This is a genomic window from Nocardia amamiensis NBRC 102102 (genome assembly GCF_001612745.1).
In the GTDB taxonomy this organism is placed as follows: Bacteria; Actinomycetota; Actinomycetes; order Mycobacteriales; family Mycobacteriaceae; genus Nocardia; species Nocardia amamiensis.
In genome coordinates, this window is record NZ_BDBA01000063.1 from 22,578 (window position 1) to 38,634 (window position 16,057).

General features: G+C 65.3%; 12 protein-coding genes. 7 read left to right on the forward strand and 5 right to left on the reverse strand.

The window, feature by feature from the left end:
* Nucleotides 1-547: 547 nt before the first annotated feature.
* The 3 genes from NA4_RS14475 to NA4_RS14485 form a co-directional block, all read right to left on the reverse strand.
* Nucleotides 548-982 (reverse strand): hypothetical protein, encoded by a 435-nt coding sequence (locus NA4_RS14475; RefSeq protein ID WP_067470072.1) that lies wholly within the window; start codon nucleotides 980-982, stop codon nucleotides 548-550.
* Between the two features lie 16 nt (nucleotides 983-998).
* Entirely contained in the window at nucleotides 999-1,445 is a 447-nt protein-coding gene (locus NA4_RS14480; protein ID WP_067470074.1) for a hypothetical protein, read from the reverse strand.
* Between the two features lie 213 nt (nucleotides 1,446-1,658).
* A complete protein-coding gene (locus NA4_RS14485) occupies nucleotides 1,659-1,949 on the reverse strand; it encodes a hypothetical protein (RefSeq protein WP_067470076.1) in 291 nt (96 codons plus the stop codon).
* Between the two features lie 168 nt (nucleotides 1,950-2,117).
* Between NA4_RS14485 and NA4_RS14490 the strand changes: the two genes are divergently transcribed.
* Nucleotides 2,118-3,323, forward strand: coding sequence for a helix-turn-helix domain-containing protein (locus tag NA4_RS14490; protein WP_067470136.1), 1,206 nt, complete (start codon nucleotides 2,118-2,120; stop codon nucleotides 3,321-3,323).
* Here NA4_RS14490 and NA4_RS14495 read toward each other — a convergent pair.
* On the reverse strand, nucleotides 3,320-3,628 hold the full coding sequence (locus NA4_RS14495; protein ID WP_067470078.1) for a putative quinol monooxygenase: 309 nt from the start codon (nucleotides 3,626-3,628) through the stop codon (nucleotides 3,320-3,322). The genes NA4_RS14490 and NA4_RS14495 overlap by 4 nt on opposite strands.
* A 1,278-nt stretch (nucleotides 3,629-4,906) precedes the next feature.
* Here NA4_RS14495 and NA4_RS14500 point away from each other — a divergent pair.
* The 6 genes from NA4_RS14500 (at nucleotide 4,907) to NA4_RS14520 (ending at nucleotide 15,057) form a co-directional block, all read left to right on the forward strand.
* On the forward strand, nucleotides 4,907-11,515 hold the full coding sequence (locus NA4_RS14500; protein WP_067470080.1) for a PA14 domain-containing protein: 6,609 nt from the start codon (nucleotides 4,907-4,909) through the stop codon (nucleotides 11,513-11,515).
* A gap of 287 nt (nucleotides 11,516-11,802) precedes the next feature.
* Entirely contained in the window at nucleotides 11,803-12,036 is a 234-nt protein-coding gene (locus NA4_RS40360; RefSeq protein WP_157129008.1) for a hypothetical protein, read from the forward strand.
* Entirely contained in the window at nucleotides 12,008-12,538 is a 531-nt protein-coding gene (locus NA4_RS14505; RefSeq protein ID WP_157129009.1) for a hypothetical protein, read from the forward strand. The genes NA4_RS40360 and NA4_RS14505 overlap by 29 nt, the downstream gene beginning before the upstream one ends.
* Nucleotides 12,539-12,817: 279 nt before the next feature.
* Nucleotides 12,818-13,063 carry a DUF6374 family protein gene (locus NA4_RS40365; protein WP_157129010.1) on the forward strand — a complete coding sequence of 82 codons (246 nt, stop codon included), beginning with the start codon at nucleotides 12,818-12,820 and terminating at the stop codon, nucleotides 13,061-13,063.
* 639 nt (nucleotides 13,064-13,702) lie between these two features.
* Nucleotides 13,703-14,014, forward strand: coding sequence for a DUF3303 domain-containing protein (locus tag NA4_RS14515; protein WP_067470087.1), 312 nt, complete (start codon nucleotides 13,703-13,705; stop codon nucleotides 14,012-14,014).
* A 290-nt stretch (nucleotides 14,015-14,304) separates the two neighbouring features.
* On the forward strand, nucleotides 14,305-15,057 hold the full coding sequence (locus tag NA4_RS14520) for a hypothetical protein (RefSeq protein WP_157129011.1): 753 nt from the start codon (nucleotides 14,305-14,307) through the stop codon (nucleotides 15,055-15,057).
* Nucleotides 15,058-15,334: 277 nt separating this feature from the next.
* Here NA4_RS14520 and NA4_RS14525 read toward each other — a convergent pair whose 3' ends face one another.
* Entirely contained in the window at nucleotides 15,335-16,024 is a 690-nt protein-coding gene (locus tag NA4_RS14525) for a TetR/AcrR family transcriptional regulator (RefSeq protein WP_169811043.1), read from the reverse strand.
* Nucleotides 16,025-16,057 lie beyond the last annotated feature (33 nt).

The window sequence follows — 16,057 nt, forward strand, 5'->3', positions numbered from 1 at the left end:
AGCCCGGTCAGCCACCTCTGCCAGATCGTCTCCGTGCTGAGAGCTGCGTGTCGAAGCCGGGTCGCTATCCGGATAGTGCTGGAGGATTTCAAGCGCGTCCCACCCCTCGAGCCTGCCCGTGGTGTTCAGCACTGACCAGGCAGTGTCCGCGTGTGACGGCGTACTGCAACATCTGGTCCGGGCAAACTGGCTCAATGCGGTCACGGAGTGGAGTGTCGTTCCACCCGGTCACGACGAGGATGCCCTTTACCTCGTGCTCTACCGCCTTTTCCTTTGCCACCCATCTGCCATGCATTGGCCAGTCTCCATCGGAGCAGCGTCAGTCCGCCACGGACGTTGGCAGCAATCGCCGCAAGGTACAGATGCGAAGCCGGTCGGCGGCTCCCGTATTTCCGGGCCCACCAGTCCCCGACGCCGCACACAGGGACCCGCAATCCAGTTCGCCAATGCCTGTGATCGCGGAAACCCCGGCGTCAGCCGGGCGGCGCCGTATCGTTCACTGGCCGAAACGAACTGACCGGCCCTACCGCACAGCTCTTGGCTGCTGTCACGGGGCTTCCTTCCAGCTCGGGAACCGTCGCGTTGCCCGCTTCTCGGGCCGGTCATGGTCACCTGACCTCCAACTGCCACCTTCCCCCCACGCATTGAGGAGAACTCCGACCCAACGTCCATCGGCATCGATCAGGCAGTGCTCTTCGGCGTCGCCGCGGCAAATCGCCTCGATAAGTCTCAGTGCGGGCACCGGCTGACTGGTGTCCTCGGCGACGTAGTCGGTGACAATGTTGAAACACCATCCAGTTTCTATTCGGGCGGCCTCGTCGTCGAACCGGGTGACCGCGATCCTGCCCGACTTGTCGCCAGGCTGTATCGCGCGTGCCGTAAGCAGCACCAGGGATTCGTGGAGGAAGGTGTCGGCGTTGTACTTCACTGCCAGATCACACAGCGCCACAACGAATTCGTCCCAGCCACCCTGTTCGCTCATCTTCAATCGCTCCTTGTCAGCCGCAGGGGTTGGTGACAGTACCGGAGTACTGCCAGGCCATCGATCTGGACGGGCGTCCGCCGTATATGCCGCTACCGCTCGCAGCCGTTCGGTACTCCCCCGGCTCGCACCTAAAATTGGACTGGCCAGTATATTTCTGGTTCGCCTTGGGTGAAGGATATGGGGTCTTGTCAGGGCCGGAAACAACCACCCACTTGCCGCCTTGCCTCCGCTCGATTTGCACCACGATCTCCAGCGAGTCGATGTCGGCCGTGCAGGAGATTCGCCCCTTGCCCACGATCCATCCAGGCGACCCTTTCGAATGGTGTGGGTTGTCGGCCGTGATGTGGCATGCAGCGTTCCCGTTCCCTGGTGCAGCTCCGGCGCTGGCCGGTGCCAGAACCGGCGCGACCAACGCCAGGGCGGCGATGCCGGTCTTGACGACCATCTTGCTCGCGTTCATAGAGTCCCTCCGAATTATTTGCGACGGAATGGTTTTCGATTCCGCTTACCTACTTGTATGCGCCAAGGTGTCATCCAGTTTTGGGCCGCCATTCCCAGTTGTCTGATGCGAGTCACTTACCGTGGTCGTCGTAGTCGCTGGGCCAGAAGATCACGGCGACAACGACCGTGAGCGGCAGGCCGACCACAACCGCGAGTCCGAGTTGAGCCCCGCTCATCGCATCCCACCTATGACCGTCCAGCGGGCGAATGATGCACGGGGCGCGGCACATTCGACGTCGACGACGGCCATGAGTCGATCCAAGGTCACCGCGTCGATGTGCGCCGAAGACGGCAGCAGCACCACATCGGCACTGCACGCCGTGATCTGTTCGACCAGACCTAGTGTCGAACCCGCATCGGCCCAGTGCAGCGCGTATCTCAATCGCCGCGCCAGTCGCCGCACCTGGGCTGCGTCCCACTCCGGTGTCGGCGATGACGGATCTATCCAGCCGATCGCGTCCATCCCCTGCGCCCTTCCGTCCCCTGCTGTCCGTGGCAATCCCTCGCGCCAGGGAATCGAGTTCGACCCGGCGCGAGGGCTGAGGCATACGTTGGCAGCGCAGACACCCTCGAAGTCCGAAGGATTTTCGTACCCTTGGAGCCTCGGCGCACTCAGGATGGAGTGGTGAGCATGAGCAAGAACCGCAGCGGCGTAGCGGCCCGAGTAGCCCAAGCTCGCAAGCTGGGCGGACTGACGCAACGGCAGCTCGCCGCGAATGCGAACGTGTCAGTCGGGCTGGTCCAGTCGGTAGAACAGGGCCGCGTGCCTGCCACACCCGCGTTTCTCGGCGCGGTGTCCAAGGCGTTGCGCGTGTCGGTCGCTGAACTCAACGGCCAGCCGTTCCCGCCCGCTCCGGCAGATACCGAGGTGCACGCCGCGATTGCGGTCCTGCGCACCGAGCTGGCCGCCTACGACATCGACAACGCTGCCGTCCCCCAACTACGCAGGTTGGCGGAGATCGCCGCCGACGTCGAACAAGTGTGCCGGTATCGACGCAACGCTTCATTCCACCGACTCGGCGGCGCGTTGCCCTCACTGCTCAGCGAGGTTCGCGCCGTTGTGCACCGCACCTGCGGCGCCGATCGGGATCGCGCTCTGGTGATGCTGTGCGAGCTGTACTACTCGACGCACTCCCTCGCATACAAGCTCGGCTATGCGGATCTGGCCGCGCTCGCGGTCGACCGAATCGCCTGGGCTGCCGCCGAGGTCGATAGTCCGCTGTGGCGGGCCACCGCGCAGTTCCAACGCGCCGCACTGCTCACCTCCGGCGGCGACTGGACGGCCGCGCTGTCGTTCCTCGAACGCTGCCGCGCGAGCATCGAACCGCGACTCGGCGCAGGGCAGCGTGATGATCTGGTCGCCTGGGGTGGCCTGCACCTGCAATCCGGGCTCGCCGCCTCCCGATCGGGCAAACGCGACCTCGCCGACCAGCACCTCGCCGAGGCCCAGGCCACCGCTGGACGCGTCGGCGATGATCGCGACCCGATCCTGTCGTTCGGCCCTACCAACGTCGGAATCTGGAGTGTCGCGCTCGCGGTCGAGGCCATGGACGGCACCGAGGCGTTGAACCGCGCCCGCACGCTTGTAATCCCCGCCGACGCGCCGAAGGAACGCGCCGGGCACCACTACATCGACCTTTCCCGCGCCTACCTGCTGCACGGTGACCGTCGTCGTGCCCTCGACGCGTTGCTGACGGCGAAGTCGATTGCACCAGCGCAGACCCGCTACAACCCCGGTGTCCACGAGACTGTACGGGCGTTGGCGCGTGCCGAGGCGCGCAGCGTCGACACCGTGCACGGGTTCGCTGTGTGGTGCGGAATCACAAATCGGCTCTAAACGGGCAACCCCTTCGCCGACGCCGGGGCCAGGAACTCGACACGGAACGACTCGACGAACTCGCCGCGCCGGTCGAGGAAGCGCCGCGTATGCGGCTGCCGCTCGTGCTCATCGAACGCGGCCCGGTCCCGATATACCTCATAGAAGACCCGCGACAGCGGCTCACCTTCGACCGCGTGCGTGACGTACACGAGCGTGCCGGGCTCATGGTCGCGAATAGCCTCCACGGTTTCGGCGACGAGCAGGTCGAACGCTGCCGCCTTGTCGGCGTCGATCAAGTCGAACTTCACCACGAGTGCGAACATTCGCCGACGGTACCGCAGAGAATCGGCGCAAACCCGTCTGATCGATCACCCGGACACGCAGCACCCTGGCTGCCCGCGAGGGGTTCGAAGGGGTGCTGCCATGCGTGATAGAGGCTGCTCCTTCCCAGCTCAGGCGGTGTTTCCATCCTGCCAAGACCTGGCACGAACAGGGTGGATGGGCCGCACGCACGGTGTATGCGAACCCGTGAGTCTCATGGCTGTTGCGATTCAGATCAAGGACGTATCCGAGGAAGTGCGGGGACGCGATCGCGGCTCGTGCCGCTGCCCGTGGCCAGTCCACCCAGGTGTATCTGCGTGCACTGCTGGAAGCCTCGGACACCTCCAACGACGGAATCGATGAAGGCGGCCTTGAGGCTGTACCGATCTGAGAGGTCAGTCCGAACGCAACGTATCTCGCGCGCCTGGGTGAAGACGCTTGCGGCTCCACTGGCAGGACACTGGCCTGCATGAGTCGAACTGATGCGTGCCGGCGTTGGGTTGATGGCTGGGCAACTCGACCACCTTCGCTGCCACCGGCCCGTGGTGCGTAGCGGGGCGGGCACTCGTGCGGAGTCGGCGCCGTCGGCGTGACCACCGGTTCGCTGCCTTGTTTTGTCAGGTGATGGTTGCGGTGAGCTGCGTGTTCGTTTCGATGTATTGACTCCGAGCGCTACTTAGGTGAAGCTTGTTGCAGCGCCATAGTTGCGCCTTCATCGGGCTTTCCCGAGAAACCTCTTCCAGCAATCGGTTCGGCGGTACCCTCGCCGTCGTTTGCGCCGCCATCTGCGCGTGGGCGTGCTCCTGCGTTGTCGAGTTCGCGACCGTGTTCCACGTATCGACGCACCTCGTTCCGAATCATGGACGCGCGGTGCGCCGGTCACAACCCGGTGATCCGTGTCTGTCGAGTTCGGGTGCCGAGAAGATCGCGCTCGTCGGCGATCTGGGGTGTCCTACGCAGATTTCTCGTTGTCGATAGCCCCGGATCGGTGGTCTCCTCCCGGACCCGGTGAGGGGCGATGACGGACGGCGACCGGTGAACGCCCGAAGGGGATTTCGTACCGGGTGAGCACGGGATAGACCGGCGCGCGCGCCTTCACCGAGCGACCCGTTCGGTGCAGCGCTCCATGAGTCGGTTCGTCATGCGAAGAAAGTGCCGATGATGCTCGCACCCGGTTCCGTCGGGATCCGGATGCGCTCGTGTCGGCAGGTGTCCGCATCAACAGATGTCGGCCACATGGTTCCGCCGTCGATATGCGGCGTCTGATCTGTAGGGAAATCATGAAACTACGCAGTCGTGGTCGTATCTGGATACACAGGTACTACACGTCGTTTCTGCATCTGGTCATCCTCGTGGTGGCGGTGGCGTTGGGTGTTTCGCTGGCGCGGGTGTGGCTGTCGCCGCCCGCGCCGCCTGCGCCCAAGACGGCGACCGAGGTGCCGGTGTTGAATCCGGCCAAAGGGCCGGAGCCTCGGCAGCTGGAGCCGGAATCTGCGCCTCCCGCAGCCGATTTCGCGCCGTTGAGCGGTGCGGAGGTAACCGCTACGGGTGTGCGTGAGGGTTTCGATCCGGCGACATCGGTCGAGGAGTCGCGCACCGAGAAGTCGGTGACCTACCGCAACGCGAACGGTTCGCGCTCGGTGGTGTTGCACCAGGCTCCGGTGAGTGTGCGCGACGACCAGGGAGGCTGGGTGGCGATGGACACCAGTCTCATCGCGGGGCAGGACGCCGCGGTGGTGTCGCGCGACGGCGCGAACACCCGGTTCTCCGCCTTCGCCGACGATCCCGCGCTGATGAGCGTGGACACCGGTACCGCGCCCGTGTCGATCTCGTTGAACGGCGCCCAGCGATCCCGCGGCGTGGTCGAGGGCTCGACGGTGCTGTATCCCGATGTGTTGAACGGACAGGACCTCCAGTACACGGTGGAGCCCGGTGCGGTGAAGGAGTCGGTGATCGTCAAGGACGTCGGGTCGGTGGGTGAGGGCCGTTGGGTGTTCACCATGAAGCTCGGCGACGGACTGACCCCGCGGCTCGAGAACGACGGTGTGCTCATCACCGACGCACGGGGCGCGCAGGTCGCCGCGTTGCCGCCGATCGAGGTGTTCGACTCGGCAGGCGAGGACCGGAAGACGGTGTCCGCTCGCACGGGTGGTCGGTATTCGCTCGACCGTGCCGGGGAGGCATGGGAGCTGACCGTGGCGGTGGACACGAAGTGGCTGACCGACGAGGCTCGGGTGTTCCCGATCACCGTCGACCCGACCTACACCTACGGGTTCGGCAATACCGCCGAAACCCGGGCCTACAACTCCACCACCGTGACCGAATGCGTCAACACTTGCGGCATCGCGGTGGGCAACTCGCGCCCGAACAACACGAATCAGTTCTGGCGCTCGACGTTCCGGTTCGATTTGGCCCCGTTGTTCGGTAAGAGCGTGATCGGCGCCCGGATCGATTTCAAGCGCACCGGCGCGACCGGTACCGCCGCGCCCGCGACATCGAACCTGTATCAGGCCGCGAACCCCCTCGGATACAACGCCAATGGGCCGCTGCTGGCCTCGGCTCCGCTCGGGGACGCCGGAACGATGTTCTCGTCCGCGCTGACCGGATTCCTCGCCGGGAAGGTCACGGCCGGGGACAACACCGGTTGGTTCCTGCTGACGGGCGGCGAGACCGACGCCATGACGTACAAGACGTTGCAGGCGAGCTTGATCGTCGACTACGGCACACCGCCCCCCGCGGCGACCCTGGCCGGTCCGGCCGACGAGAGTGTGATCGCGACGACGACACCGACCTTGTCGGTCGACCCGGTGACCAACCCCTCCGGTGACGGCACCACCTATTGCTTCAAGGTCTCGACCGGCTTCGACGGCCGCTCGGGCAGCGTCGTGGACTCGGGTTGCCTGGACAATCCGAGCTGGACCGTTCCGAAGAACATCCTGCACGACGGCGGCAAGTACACCTGGACGGTGCTGACCGCGCTGAAAGGCGGGGTGACGACGACGACTCCGCAGTGGGTCGGTCACTTCACGATCAACCAGCGCACCGGTGAAACCGGTGAGTCCTCCAACGACCGGGTGGGTCCGGTCACGGTGAACCTGTACAACGGAAATGTTCACACCGAGGCCGGGGGCCCCGAGTTCGATTCTCTCGGAGGGAAATCGGGTATCGGTCTGGCCTACAACTCCCGTCAGGGTGAGCCAGGGGGAATCCGCGCCTCCTACTTCAACGATTCCACGCATACCGGCACCCCCGATGCTGTCCCCGTTCTGGTTCGCACCGAGCCGACGGTGAACCTCGACTGGGGCAACATCTTCAGCCAGAATATGGACAACGTGCCGTGGCGGGAGAACCCGCTGCCGACCGGTCTGAACAGCGACTGGTACGTCGTCCGTTGGGAGGGCCACTTCAAGGCCACCGCCACCGGTGACTACCGCTTCGGCGGCCTGCACGCCGAAGGCGCCAAGATCTGGGTGAACAACCAGCTCGTCTATGACAATCCGAACTCCGCGGGACTAGCGGCCGATTTCACGACCGTGTCGGCCAAGCAGCCCGGCGAGGTGTCGCTCACCGTCGGCCAGCGGGTGCCGATCAAGGTCGAGTTGTATCACCGTACGACCGAGAAGCCGAAGATGGTGCTGTGGACCAAGAGCACCGACAACAGCGGATTCGGCGGAGCTCGCGCGCACAACATCGCTCCCCAGGTGGTCAAGACCGAGTGGCTGTACTCGGCCGACCTGCCCTCGCTGCCCGCGGGATGGACGCTGTCGATGCAGGGCAGCGGCTACACCGACGCCGAGAGCCTCGACGGGTCGATCGTTCTGACCGATGCGACCGGCGCCAAACACACCTGGGTGAAGACCTCGACAGGCGGGTACGCGCCGCCGGTCGGTGAGGACGGCGTCCTGGCGGTCGACACTGCAGGCAGGATCACCGTGACCGAGGGCGATCTCCTCTCGGTGTTCAACGCCGACGGCACGCTGGCCATGGTGTCCTCGGTGCTGGATTCGAAGAAACCGTCAGCGCTGCAATACAACTACAGCGGCGCGTTGCCACGACTGACCGAGGTCAGAGATCCGGTCTCGGGTCGCTCGCACACGCTGTACTACAACACCGACAACAGCAACAGTTGCTACGGCGGCGCGACGAAGCCGCCCGGCAAGGTCATGGTGGCGGACGGCTACAACGGCGAGGGCAGTTTCCTCAGAGAGGACGTCATCGGCAACGCGCCGAACCAGATGCTGTGCCGAATCAAGTACTGGGACGGCACCGAAACGCGGCTGTGGTACTCGATCGCAGGCACGCTCGACCGAATCGAGAACCCTGGAGGCGATATTCGTGACTACTCCTACGAACGCGAAGCCACCGCTCAGTTCTACATCGCCCAGTACGGGCTCAACAACCTGACCTCACAGAACGCTATCGCGCAGATCGGTCCGATCAACCAGGTGCGCAGCAGCTTGGCCACCGATTGGCTCGCCCGCCAGTCCACGGCCGCCACCCCGGCCGAGGTCACCTCGATCGCCTACACCTCCGTCTACGACTATTGGGCGGTGGTGGGCAGAGATGCCCCTGGCGCCCGCCCCGACAGGATCTGGGCGCCTGCCCCCGACGGTCGCACCTTGAACGCGCGTGGCATGCACATCTATCAATGGGGCGCAATCGGGCAGAACGTCACGAAGGTGAATCTGGCAGGCGCCGGAGTATCGATCCTTCCGGCCAAGACAGTCACGTTCGACGGTTCCGGTCGAGTGCTGTCGGAGGCCAACGCGAACGATGTCACCGCTCGAATGGAGTGGAATGCCAAGGACAAACCGACTGCCGTCATCGATACGACGGGGCGGCGAACCACCCGCATCTACGATCACGCCGACCGCCTCACCGATACCTATGGCCCGGCCCCGGCGGCATGCTTCGACGGACAGCTGCCGACGGCAGCCTGCGCCGCCACGATCCCGCACCAACACATCGGCTATGACGAAGGCATGAGGGGCCTGCAAGCCCAGCTCTACGACAACCCCTCGCTCTCCGGCAAACCAGCGGTGTGGCAGACCGGCATCGGTACTCCGGACGGGAGTCTGGCCGCGACCTGGGGCGCCGACCCGCCGGTGGCGAACAGCGGCGGTTGGTCCGCCCGGTTCTCCGGGGAGATGCAGTTTCCCGCCTCGGGTACCTACACCATGGGTTCGACCGCTGTCGACGGCGTCCGACTCTGGATCGACGATGTCTCGATCATCGACTCCTGGAGCGACAAAGCCCTCACCACGGTGACCGGTACCTACACCAACACGACACCCGGCGCCTGGCATCGGGTCCGCGTCGAGTACTACAACCGTGCCGGCAATACCGGGGCGCTCGATCTCACCTGGAAGCTCCCCGGCGCGCAGGATGCCGTCACCGTGCCCGGCCAAGCCCTCGCACCTCGCTACGGGCTGCACACCACCAAGACCGCGGACAACAGTTCCGATCCCAACGCCGGGCGCGCGCCGTCGCGGACGGTCCGGACCAGCTACTCGGACCCGGCCAACGGGATCGATCCGGTGCTCTCGCTGGTGACCGCGGTCGCCCACGATCCGGACGGGGCGAATCTGGTGCGCCGCACCAGATTCGAGCAGCCCGGCCAGGGCTATCTGCGTCAGCTCGCCCAAGCCCTTCCGGGCGGTGATGTGGCGGACGCGGCTCAGCGCGCGACCTACAGCTACTACGGCGACACCGAGACTCGCGCGAACCCGTGCGACGCGCAATCGACCGCGGTGAGTCAGGCGGGAATGGTCAGAACGATCGCCTCGGCCGCGAACTCCGGCGGTTCCTCCAGTACCGCCGAGATCGTGTACGACGCGGCGGGACGTGTCGTCGCCTCGCGCATCGACACCCAACCGTGGTCGTGCAAGAGTTTCGACGCCCGTGGACGACTGACTCGAGAGTTCTTCCCGGCCGTCGGCGCCGAAGCCGCGCGGACCGTCACCTACGACTACGCGGTCAACGGCGACCCGCTCGTCCAGCGGGTCAGCGACGAATCCGGTTCGACGACTTCGGTGGTCGACCTCGTCGGACAGGTCGTCTCCTACACCGACACCAACGGCGTGGTGACGACCAACCTGTACGACAGCGCAGGCCGCAAGACCCGCGCGACCAGCGTCGTCAAGGGGGTTACATCCACCCTGAACTATCAGTGGGACAACGCCACTCAGCTCACGAAGCTGACCCTGGACGGCGTCACCGTGGCCACCCCGAGCTACAACGCCGGCATCCTCGTCAGCGCCGCCTACGGCAACGGCTCGACCCTCGGGATCGGGCGCAACGACGCAGGCACGATATCCTCCGTCACCTGGAACACGGGCGGTACCACGGTCAGCGACACCGTCGTGCGTGCTCGTGACCAACGCATCGTCGACGACACGATCAGCGACAGCGCGGGCGGAACGTTCCATTCCTCCTATACCTACGACGGGGTCGGGCGGCTCACCGCCGCCACAGTCCCGCACCACCAGTTGACCTATGCCTTCGACGGAGCCGACGGCTGCGGGCCGGACCAGAACGCCGGACTCAACTCCAACCGCACCTCGTTCAGCGACAGCTTCGACGGGGCGCCCGCCGCGGTCACGAACTATTGCTACGACGGCTCCGATCGGCTGCTGTCCACCAATGGCGCCACCGCGTTGGCATTCGAGTACGACGCCTACGGCAACACGACCAAGATCGGCGGTGACACCCTCGGCTACGACTCCACCCGGCGTCACGCGGTGACCACCACCGCCGCGGGCACCTCGATCCGCTACGCCAGGGACGTCAACGACCGGATCATGGCGCGGACGGTCCAGACCGGCGGCACGACAGCGCAGACGCGATACGGCTACACCGCCGCCGACGGCGTCATCGACTTCGTGCTCGACGGCGACGGCAATCTCCTCCAACGTGTCGTGCGGTTGTCCGGCGGGGTGGTGCTCACCAAGACCTACACCGGCGCGAAACCCAGCAATTACGCCTACCCCAACATCCACGGCGACATCATGTTCAACGCGGACGGAGCGGGCACGCGCACCGGAAGTCTGCACCTCTACGACCCGTACGGCCAGAACATCGACCCCGTCACCGGTGTCATCGGTGACATTCCCATCCCCGAAACCGCGACCGGTGGAATGGATTTCGGTTACCTCGGGGAGCACATCGTGCCGGTGGAGCACCTCGCGGGCCAACAGGCATTGGAGATGGGGGCGCGTACCTATCTCCCGGTCCTGGGACGATTCCTGCAAACCGATCCGGTGTCCGGCGGCTCGGCGAACGACTACGACTACGTCAACGCCGACCCGATCAACTCCCATGACCTCACCGGCAAGCAACCAGAAGGCTCCATCCCACGCGATGCGAGTACGGCGGCAGGAGCCGTGCTACTGGTGGTGGGGGCGCTCGGACTCGCGGCGGAAGCATCGATGGCCGCGGGAAACGCCCTCGGCAATATCCTCATGAAAGTGGCGGAGGCCCTGGCCGACAACTACGAGCCGGGCGCCACGCCGCCGAACAAGGATCAGGTTCTCGCCGAGACCGGTCGACAGATCGGTGAAGCCGCGAAAGCGGCAGGCGCGGCAGGAGGAAGCGTCAGCGGGTACATCGGAGAGAAGATCACCGAACTCGAGCTCGACCAACGGGACGCGGTTCAAGTCGCTCTCGCGGCGGCGAAGGCGGCATTCCCCGAAAACGGGGGAGTGGCCATGACGAAGAACGGCGACGTCGCCGTCTTGCCGACATACGGCGGGAAGAATGTGCCGGTTCTGTTGGTCTCGCCGGACGGATCTGTCCAAGGGGCGAGAATCGAGGTCTACCCCGGCCCCGACGCCAAGCAGCACGAAGCCGATGTCGACCTCTACAGTCCGGGCAGTTCGTATCACAGGTGAGAACAGAAATCGGAGCTCGACAATCAATCTGCGATCAGTGGCTTTCAGCTGTGTCTGATGTAAATCACCGATTCGCCGAGGAATTCGAAACTGGGAGTCTCCAGACGAATTCCTGATGGCCGTCTGAGTCGCGTCGACGAACCGGCTTTCGACGGCTTCGGCACGGCGTCCTCATGGACGCCGTGCCGAACTCTCTCGCCCTTCCCTATGTGCCGCGGACCCCTCGCGCCGGCCACGGCTCTCGGCGTCCTGCTCGTCACGCATGGTGATCCTGCTGGGAGCGAGGCATGGCTTCGCAAGGCCGCCGTCGCCGGGCACACTGGTGTAATGATCACCCTCGGGCTCCCGCGCGCCGGACACTGGCCGCCGCTATCCCCGAATCGCCCATTTTCGTCGGGGTCGACACCGACACCCACCACGTCGCCGTGACCGACGAGCACGGCGCGAACCTCGCCGACCGCGAGTTCCCCACCATCGAGAGAGCGAGATCCGATGTCGACGAGCAATTTGGGATCAGCTGATTTTCAGCTGCATCTGCTGAAGACCATGGATGCGCCCGAGTCGCTCCTGACCGCTGCGCTGGACGAGCTCGGCTCCTCGAAGGAGGACATGCTCGCGAGATCCGCCGACGTCCACCGGGCGCTGTGGATACGCGAAGGCGGGTCCGCGAGCAATATCCTTCCCATGTTGGACCGGGTTCGGGTACCGAGCCCACGCGGAGAAGGCAGTTTCGCATTCTCGCTGCCCGTCTGGAAGGACTTCCTGTACGTCGTCTCCTTCGATCCGACCGGGGATATGTTCGATACGCCAGAATTCATTCGCCGGAACGGTCGGGCATCGGATCCGGTGTTGGCTCCGTGGGAAATCCTGGAAGGCGAGCTGCCCGGAACCTTCGATCGCATCGAAGAATTCGAAGCCTGGGGACCGTCGTACAAAGTCGTGACAGCTCGACACGTGGCGAGCGGTGAGCCCTTCCGGCTGAGATTCGCCTACGGCCTCCTCCAGGCTGTCCTCTCTCCTTGAGGCCCCCCGATCGGGCAGTACGCCCCACTGCGATTCGCCTCGACCGGCGTGCTCTCCCTCAACGCCTGTCGCCGGGGGCGAGTCAGCAGCGGAGGCGCAGTCCGAGTGCGGGCTGCCGACCGTGTGCCGGAGTGCGAAGACCGCAACGGAACCGCGGAGGAGTGGTTGGGAGTGCAGAGCCGTGAGGCGGCGTGGATGCTGCCGCGATGCTCGATCGCGTTCGTTCCGCCATCACATGGATATCGAAAGTATGTTCGATTCGATGTAGTGTTCCGGAGCATGGCGGAACTCGAACCCATCCCGTTCGCTCAGATGCAGATCAACGACGTACGCAGGCAACTGTTGGACGCCGCGGCCTTCGGGAAGCACTTGCCTCCCGAACATCTCGAGATCATGGCCGACAAGTTGGCTGAAGGCTTGCGCATCTACACCGAAGCGGCCGGATCGAGCACTCCGGATGCGTCGCGTTCGAGCTCGCCCGCCGACGGCAGGGCCTGCCATGACTACCGTGGCCGCCCGCGCTGACCACCACTGGATGCCGCTGGTGTTCTTGCCGATCTCGGGTTGACACAGTGCATAGGGTGGCGTTCGTGCCCACCTCTCACGGGCACGAACGCCGTCCTCGCATCAGGGGTCGAGCTCCTCTCGGGCTCGTCCTGTGGTGGTCGTTGCCCTGCGATGGCGGACCTGTGGTGGGCCCCAAGGGTGCGAGAGATTCCGACCCTGGGGTTGATGTTCTCCCGCGAATCCTCCGAGCAAAGTTGATGGTGCGCAGCTGGTTGGAAACCTGCGCTGGAGGAGAGCGTCAGTAAGCAGTCGTCTGAGGGGAACATCATGAAAAAGAACACATTTCGCGCTTCCGCGGCAGCGGCACTAGTTGGACCGATGATCATTCTCGGCTCAGGTGTGGCTATCGCGCACCCCGCGTCTGTCCATGTGGCGAACAAGCCGGTGCCGACATCAACGCATGTGGAGCCCGTCATGTTGAGCATGTATGCACCGCTGTGGGTCGGTGTCTGCGCGAACCCCTGGATTCCTATCCCCGCTTCGATGATCTGTGCCGCATGACCCGTAGACAGCGCGATGACAATGTGCGGGTATGTCTTGCTCCGCTGCGGGTATCCGCACGAGACCAGCAACTTCGGCCATCCCTAGGAGGATGAAATGAAGTACGTGGTTTCCTGGACCTTCGGTTGGAACGGCTCCGCGGCCGAGAATGAAGCCAGCATCCGGCGAGCGCTGGAAGTGTTCGCGAATTGGAAGCCGTCGCCCAGCACGACATACCACCAATTCGTCAGCCGACTCGACGGCAAGGGCGGGTTCGCGGTTATCGAGACCGACAATCCGATAGACCTGGCCGACGGTCCGGCCAAATTCGGCTTCTGCGCGGAGTACGAGATCTACCCTGTCGTCGAGGTCGCCGAGGTCGCGCAAGCATTCCAGCAGGGCGCGGACTTCAGGGCATCCATCGGCTGAGGCCCGGCGATCAGCCCGATAACCGTTCAGCGAGGCGCCTACCCGAGTGCGTCGCGGTCAGCCGAATTCTGACCACGCTGTAGCAGTGTGCCGACATTCGCTCCAGGCGTGTCTGGGGATTTGTGATCACGGCACGTTTCAGCTACCGAACCCGTCCATGAGCAGTCGCAAAACCAGGCCCGTCACCGACGCACGCCGTCAGCTGACGCGTTTTCCCACCCGTGAGTGTCGGGCCGGATGTTCGTAGTCGACCGAAGTATCCCCGATCGTGGCCACACAGGAGGTACGCAATGACTCGAGCAAAGACACGTGGTTCCGCCGACATCGTTTCCCCCGGAGCCCGCGCCGCCATGGCCGCGCAGAACATCACCGTCAGCGTCCTCACGCGCACTTTCCGCGACATCGCCCACACCGCCGCCGATAATCTTCTCGTCCGCTCGGTCACCGACGCTCGCGCTCTGGCCGAGGCCGCACGCGGTCTGGCCGACTCGGCTCGGACGCACTCGGCGGCCGGTGAATGCGGTATCGCCCGCATGGACGCGGATTTCGCGGCAGCCTTGGGCCTCGCCGCCCGCGATACCGCTACGCGTGCCCAGAGAATGGCCGAAGCCGCCATCGCCTACGAACGTCGCCTCACTGACGAGCACGCCGGTACCGCGCGGTTCGAGGAACCCCTCGGTCCGCTGGACACCTACCGGCCGCCGCTCGAGATGGGCACGTTCGATATCAATGGCGGTGCCGGGCACATCCACGACCGCTTCCGTACCGAGCCCGCCTTCCCGACCGCCGTCAACGATTCGGTAAGGCGCGCCGATCTCCTGGAGGCCGTAGCGGACGACGACGCCGGCCGAACCCGCGCCGCAAAGGCCCGCGCCGCCGCCGACGCCCTCGCCGCCAGCGCCGACGACCGCGCGCGAGTCCGCGGGAAGAAGATCACACAGATCGCACAGGACGCGGTCTCGGCTGCCGCCGAAGCCACCCGAGCCGCCGACGACGCCGCCAAAGCCGCCAACGACTGCAAAGGCGCTGACGGCATGAAGTGATCCCCGACCCGCTGTCCCGGTTCGCCTAGCACGTCGTCCGAACCGCACACTGCGCGTTCTCTCCTCGCGGACTGTGGTCAGTGACTGTCCAGCCCGCGCCTGCGCCGAGAGAAAGCTCTGCTCTTGGCGCAGGCGCGGGTGGCGATCCAGCTCCGCCGCGAACACCATGGAGCCGCCTGCGTCCCGAGCGGGGCATTCGATGGTCCGCACGCTGCGCGACTCCGGCCAACGCAGGGCGAGCCTTCTCGGTCGAAGCCCGCGACCGCTATGGAGATGCCTAGGCACCCTGTGCCGAAGCCATCGGCTCGGCATGGGCCTCCTGCTCACCCAGCATGACCCGCTCGTCATGCCGCCGCGCACCCGCGTAGACCTGCAAGTAGCGCGTGATGGCGATCCGGCCCTCCTCGGTCAGCGCGTCACCCTCGTCGCCGCGCTGGTGGGCCACCTCGAAGATGTGGTCGCCGAGTTCCACCGCCACCTCGACGACGTGCCTGCTGGTGCCGGGCGCCAGCAGGCCGGTGGAAAGCAGGTGGCGGTGGAGCAGGTCGGTGAGCGTGCCGAGGTGTTTTCTGATGTCGTCGCGGAGAGTCTCGTTGTGCCGAGACGCGTAGTACAGCGCGACGAAGTCCGGGTGGGACATGTAGTGGCGGCGGTGGAAGGCGAAGAACGCCGCGACGGCCGCCGCGATGTCCGGGTGTGGCCGTGCGGTGGCGAGGGACTCCTCCAGCTCGCCGTCGAGGCGCGCGAGTTCGCGGGCGAGGAGCTGCTCGAAGATGGCCTCGCGGTTGGTGAAGAACTGGTACACCGTGGCGGCCGGAACACCGGCACGTTCGGCGACCGAGCGGACGGTCGCCGCGTCGGTGCCCTCGATCGTGACGATCCGCAAGGCCGCGTCGAGGATCCGCTCGACGCGTTCGCGGCTGCGTTGCTGGACCGGTTCGCGGCGGAGCGGGCTGGCGTCGGGCACGCGGTCCATGGTAGACACATCGAAACATAACAT

Bases quoted from the DNA above. Each gene is read 5' to 3' on its own strand.
- NA4_RS14475 (WP_067470072.1), bottom strand. From the start codon at position 982: ATGAGCGAACAGGGTGGCTGGGACGAATTCGTTGTGGCGCTGTGTGAT.
- NA4_RS14480 (WP_067470074.1), bottom strand. From the start codon at position 1,445: ATGAACGCGAGCAAGATGGTCGTCAAGACCGGCATCGCCGCCCTGGCG.
- NA4_RS14485 (WP_067470076.1), bottom strand. From the start codon at position 1,949: ATGGACGCGATCGGCTGGATAGATCCGTCATCGCCGACACCGGAGTGG.
- NA4_RS14490 (WP_067470136.1), top strand. From the start codon at position 2,118: ATGAGCAAGAACCGCAGCGGCGTAGCGGCCCGAGTAGCCCAAGCTCGC.
- NA4_RS14495 (WP_067470078.1), bottom strand. From the start codon at position 3,628: ATGTTCGCACTCGTGGTGAAGTTCGACTTGATCGACGCCGACAAGGCG.
- NA4_RS14500 (WP_067470080.1), top strand. From the start codon at position 4,907: ATGAAACTACGCAGTCGTGGTCGTATCTGGATACACAGGTACTACACG.
- NA4_RS40360 (WP_157129008.1), top strand. From the start codon at position 11,803: ATGGCTTCGCAAGGCCGCCGTCGCCGGGCACACTGGTGTAATGATCAC.
- NA4_RS14505 (WP_157129009.1), top strand. From the start codon at position 12,008: ATGTCGACGAGCAATTTGGGATCAGCTGATTTTCAGCTGCATCTGCTG.
- NA4_RS40365 (WP_157129010.1), top strand. From the start codon at position 12,818: ATGGCGGAACTCGAACCCATCCCGTTCGCTCAGATGCAGATCAACGAC.
- NA4_RS14515 (WP_067470087.1), top strand. From the start codon at position 13,703: ATGAAGTACGTGGTTTCCTGGACCTTCGGTTGGAACGGCTCCGCGGCC.
- NA4_RS14520 (WP_157129011.1), top strand. From the start codon at position 14,305: ATGACTCGAGCAAAGACACGTGGTTCCGCCGACATCGTTTCCCCCGGA.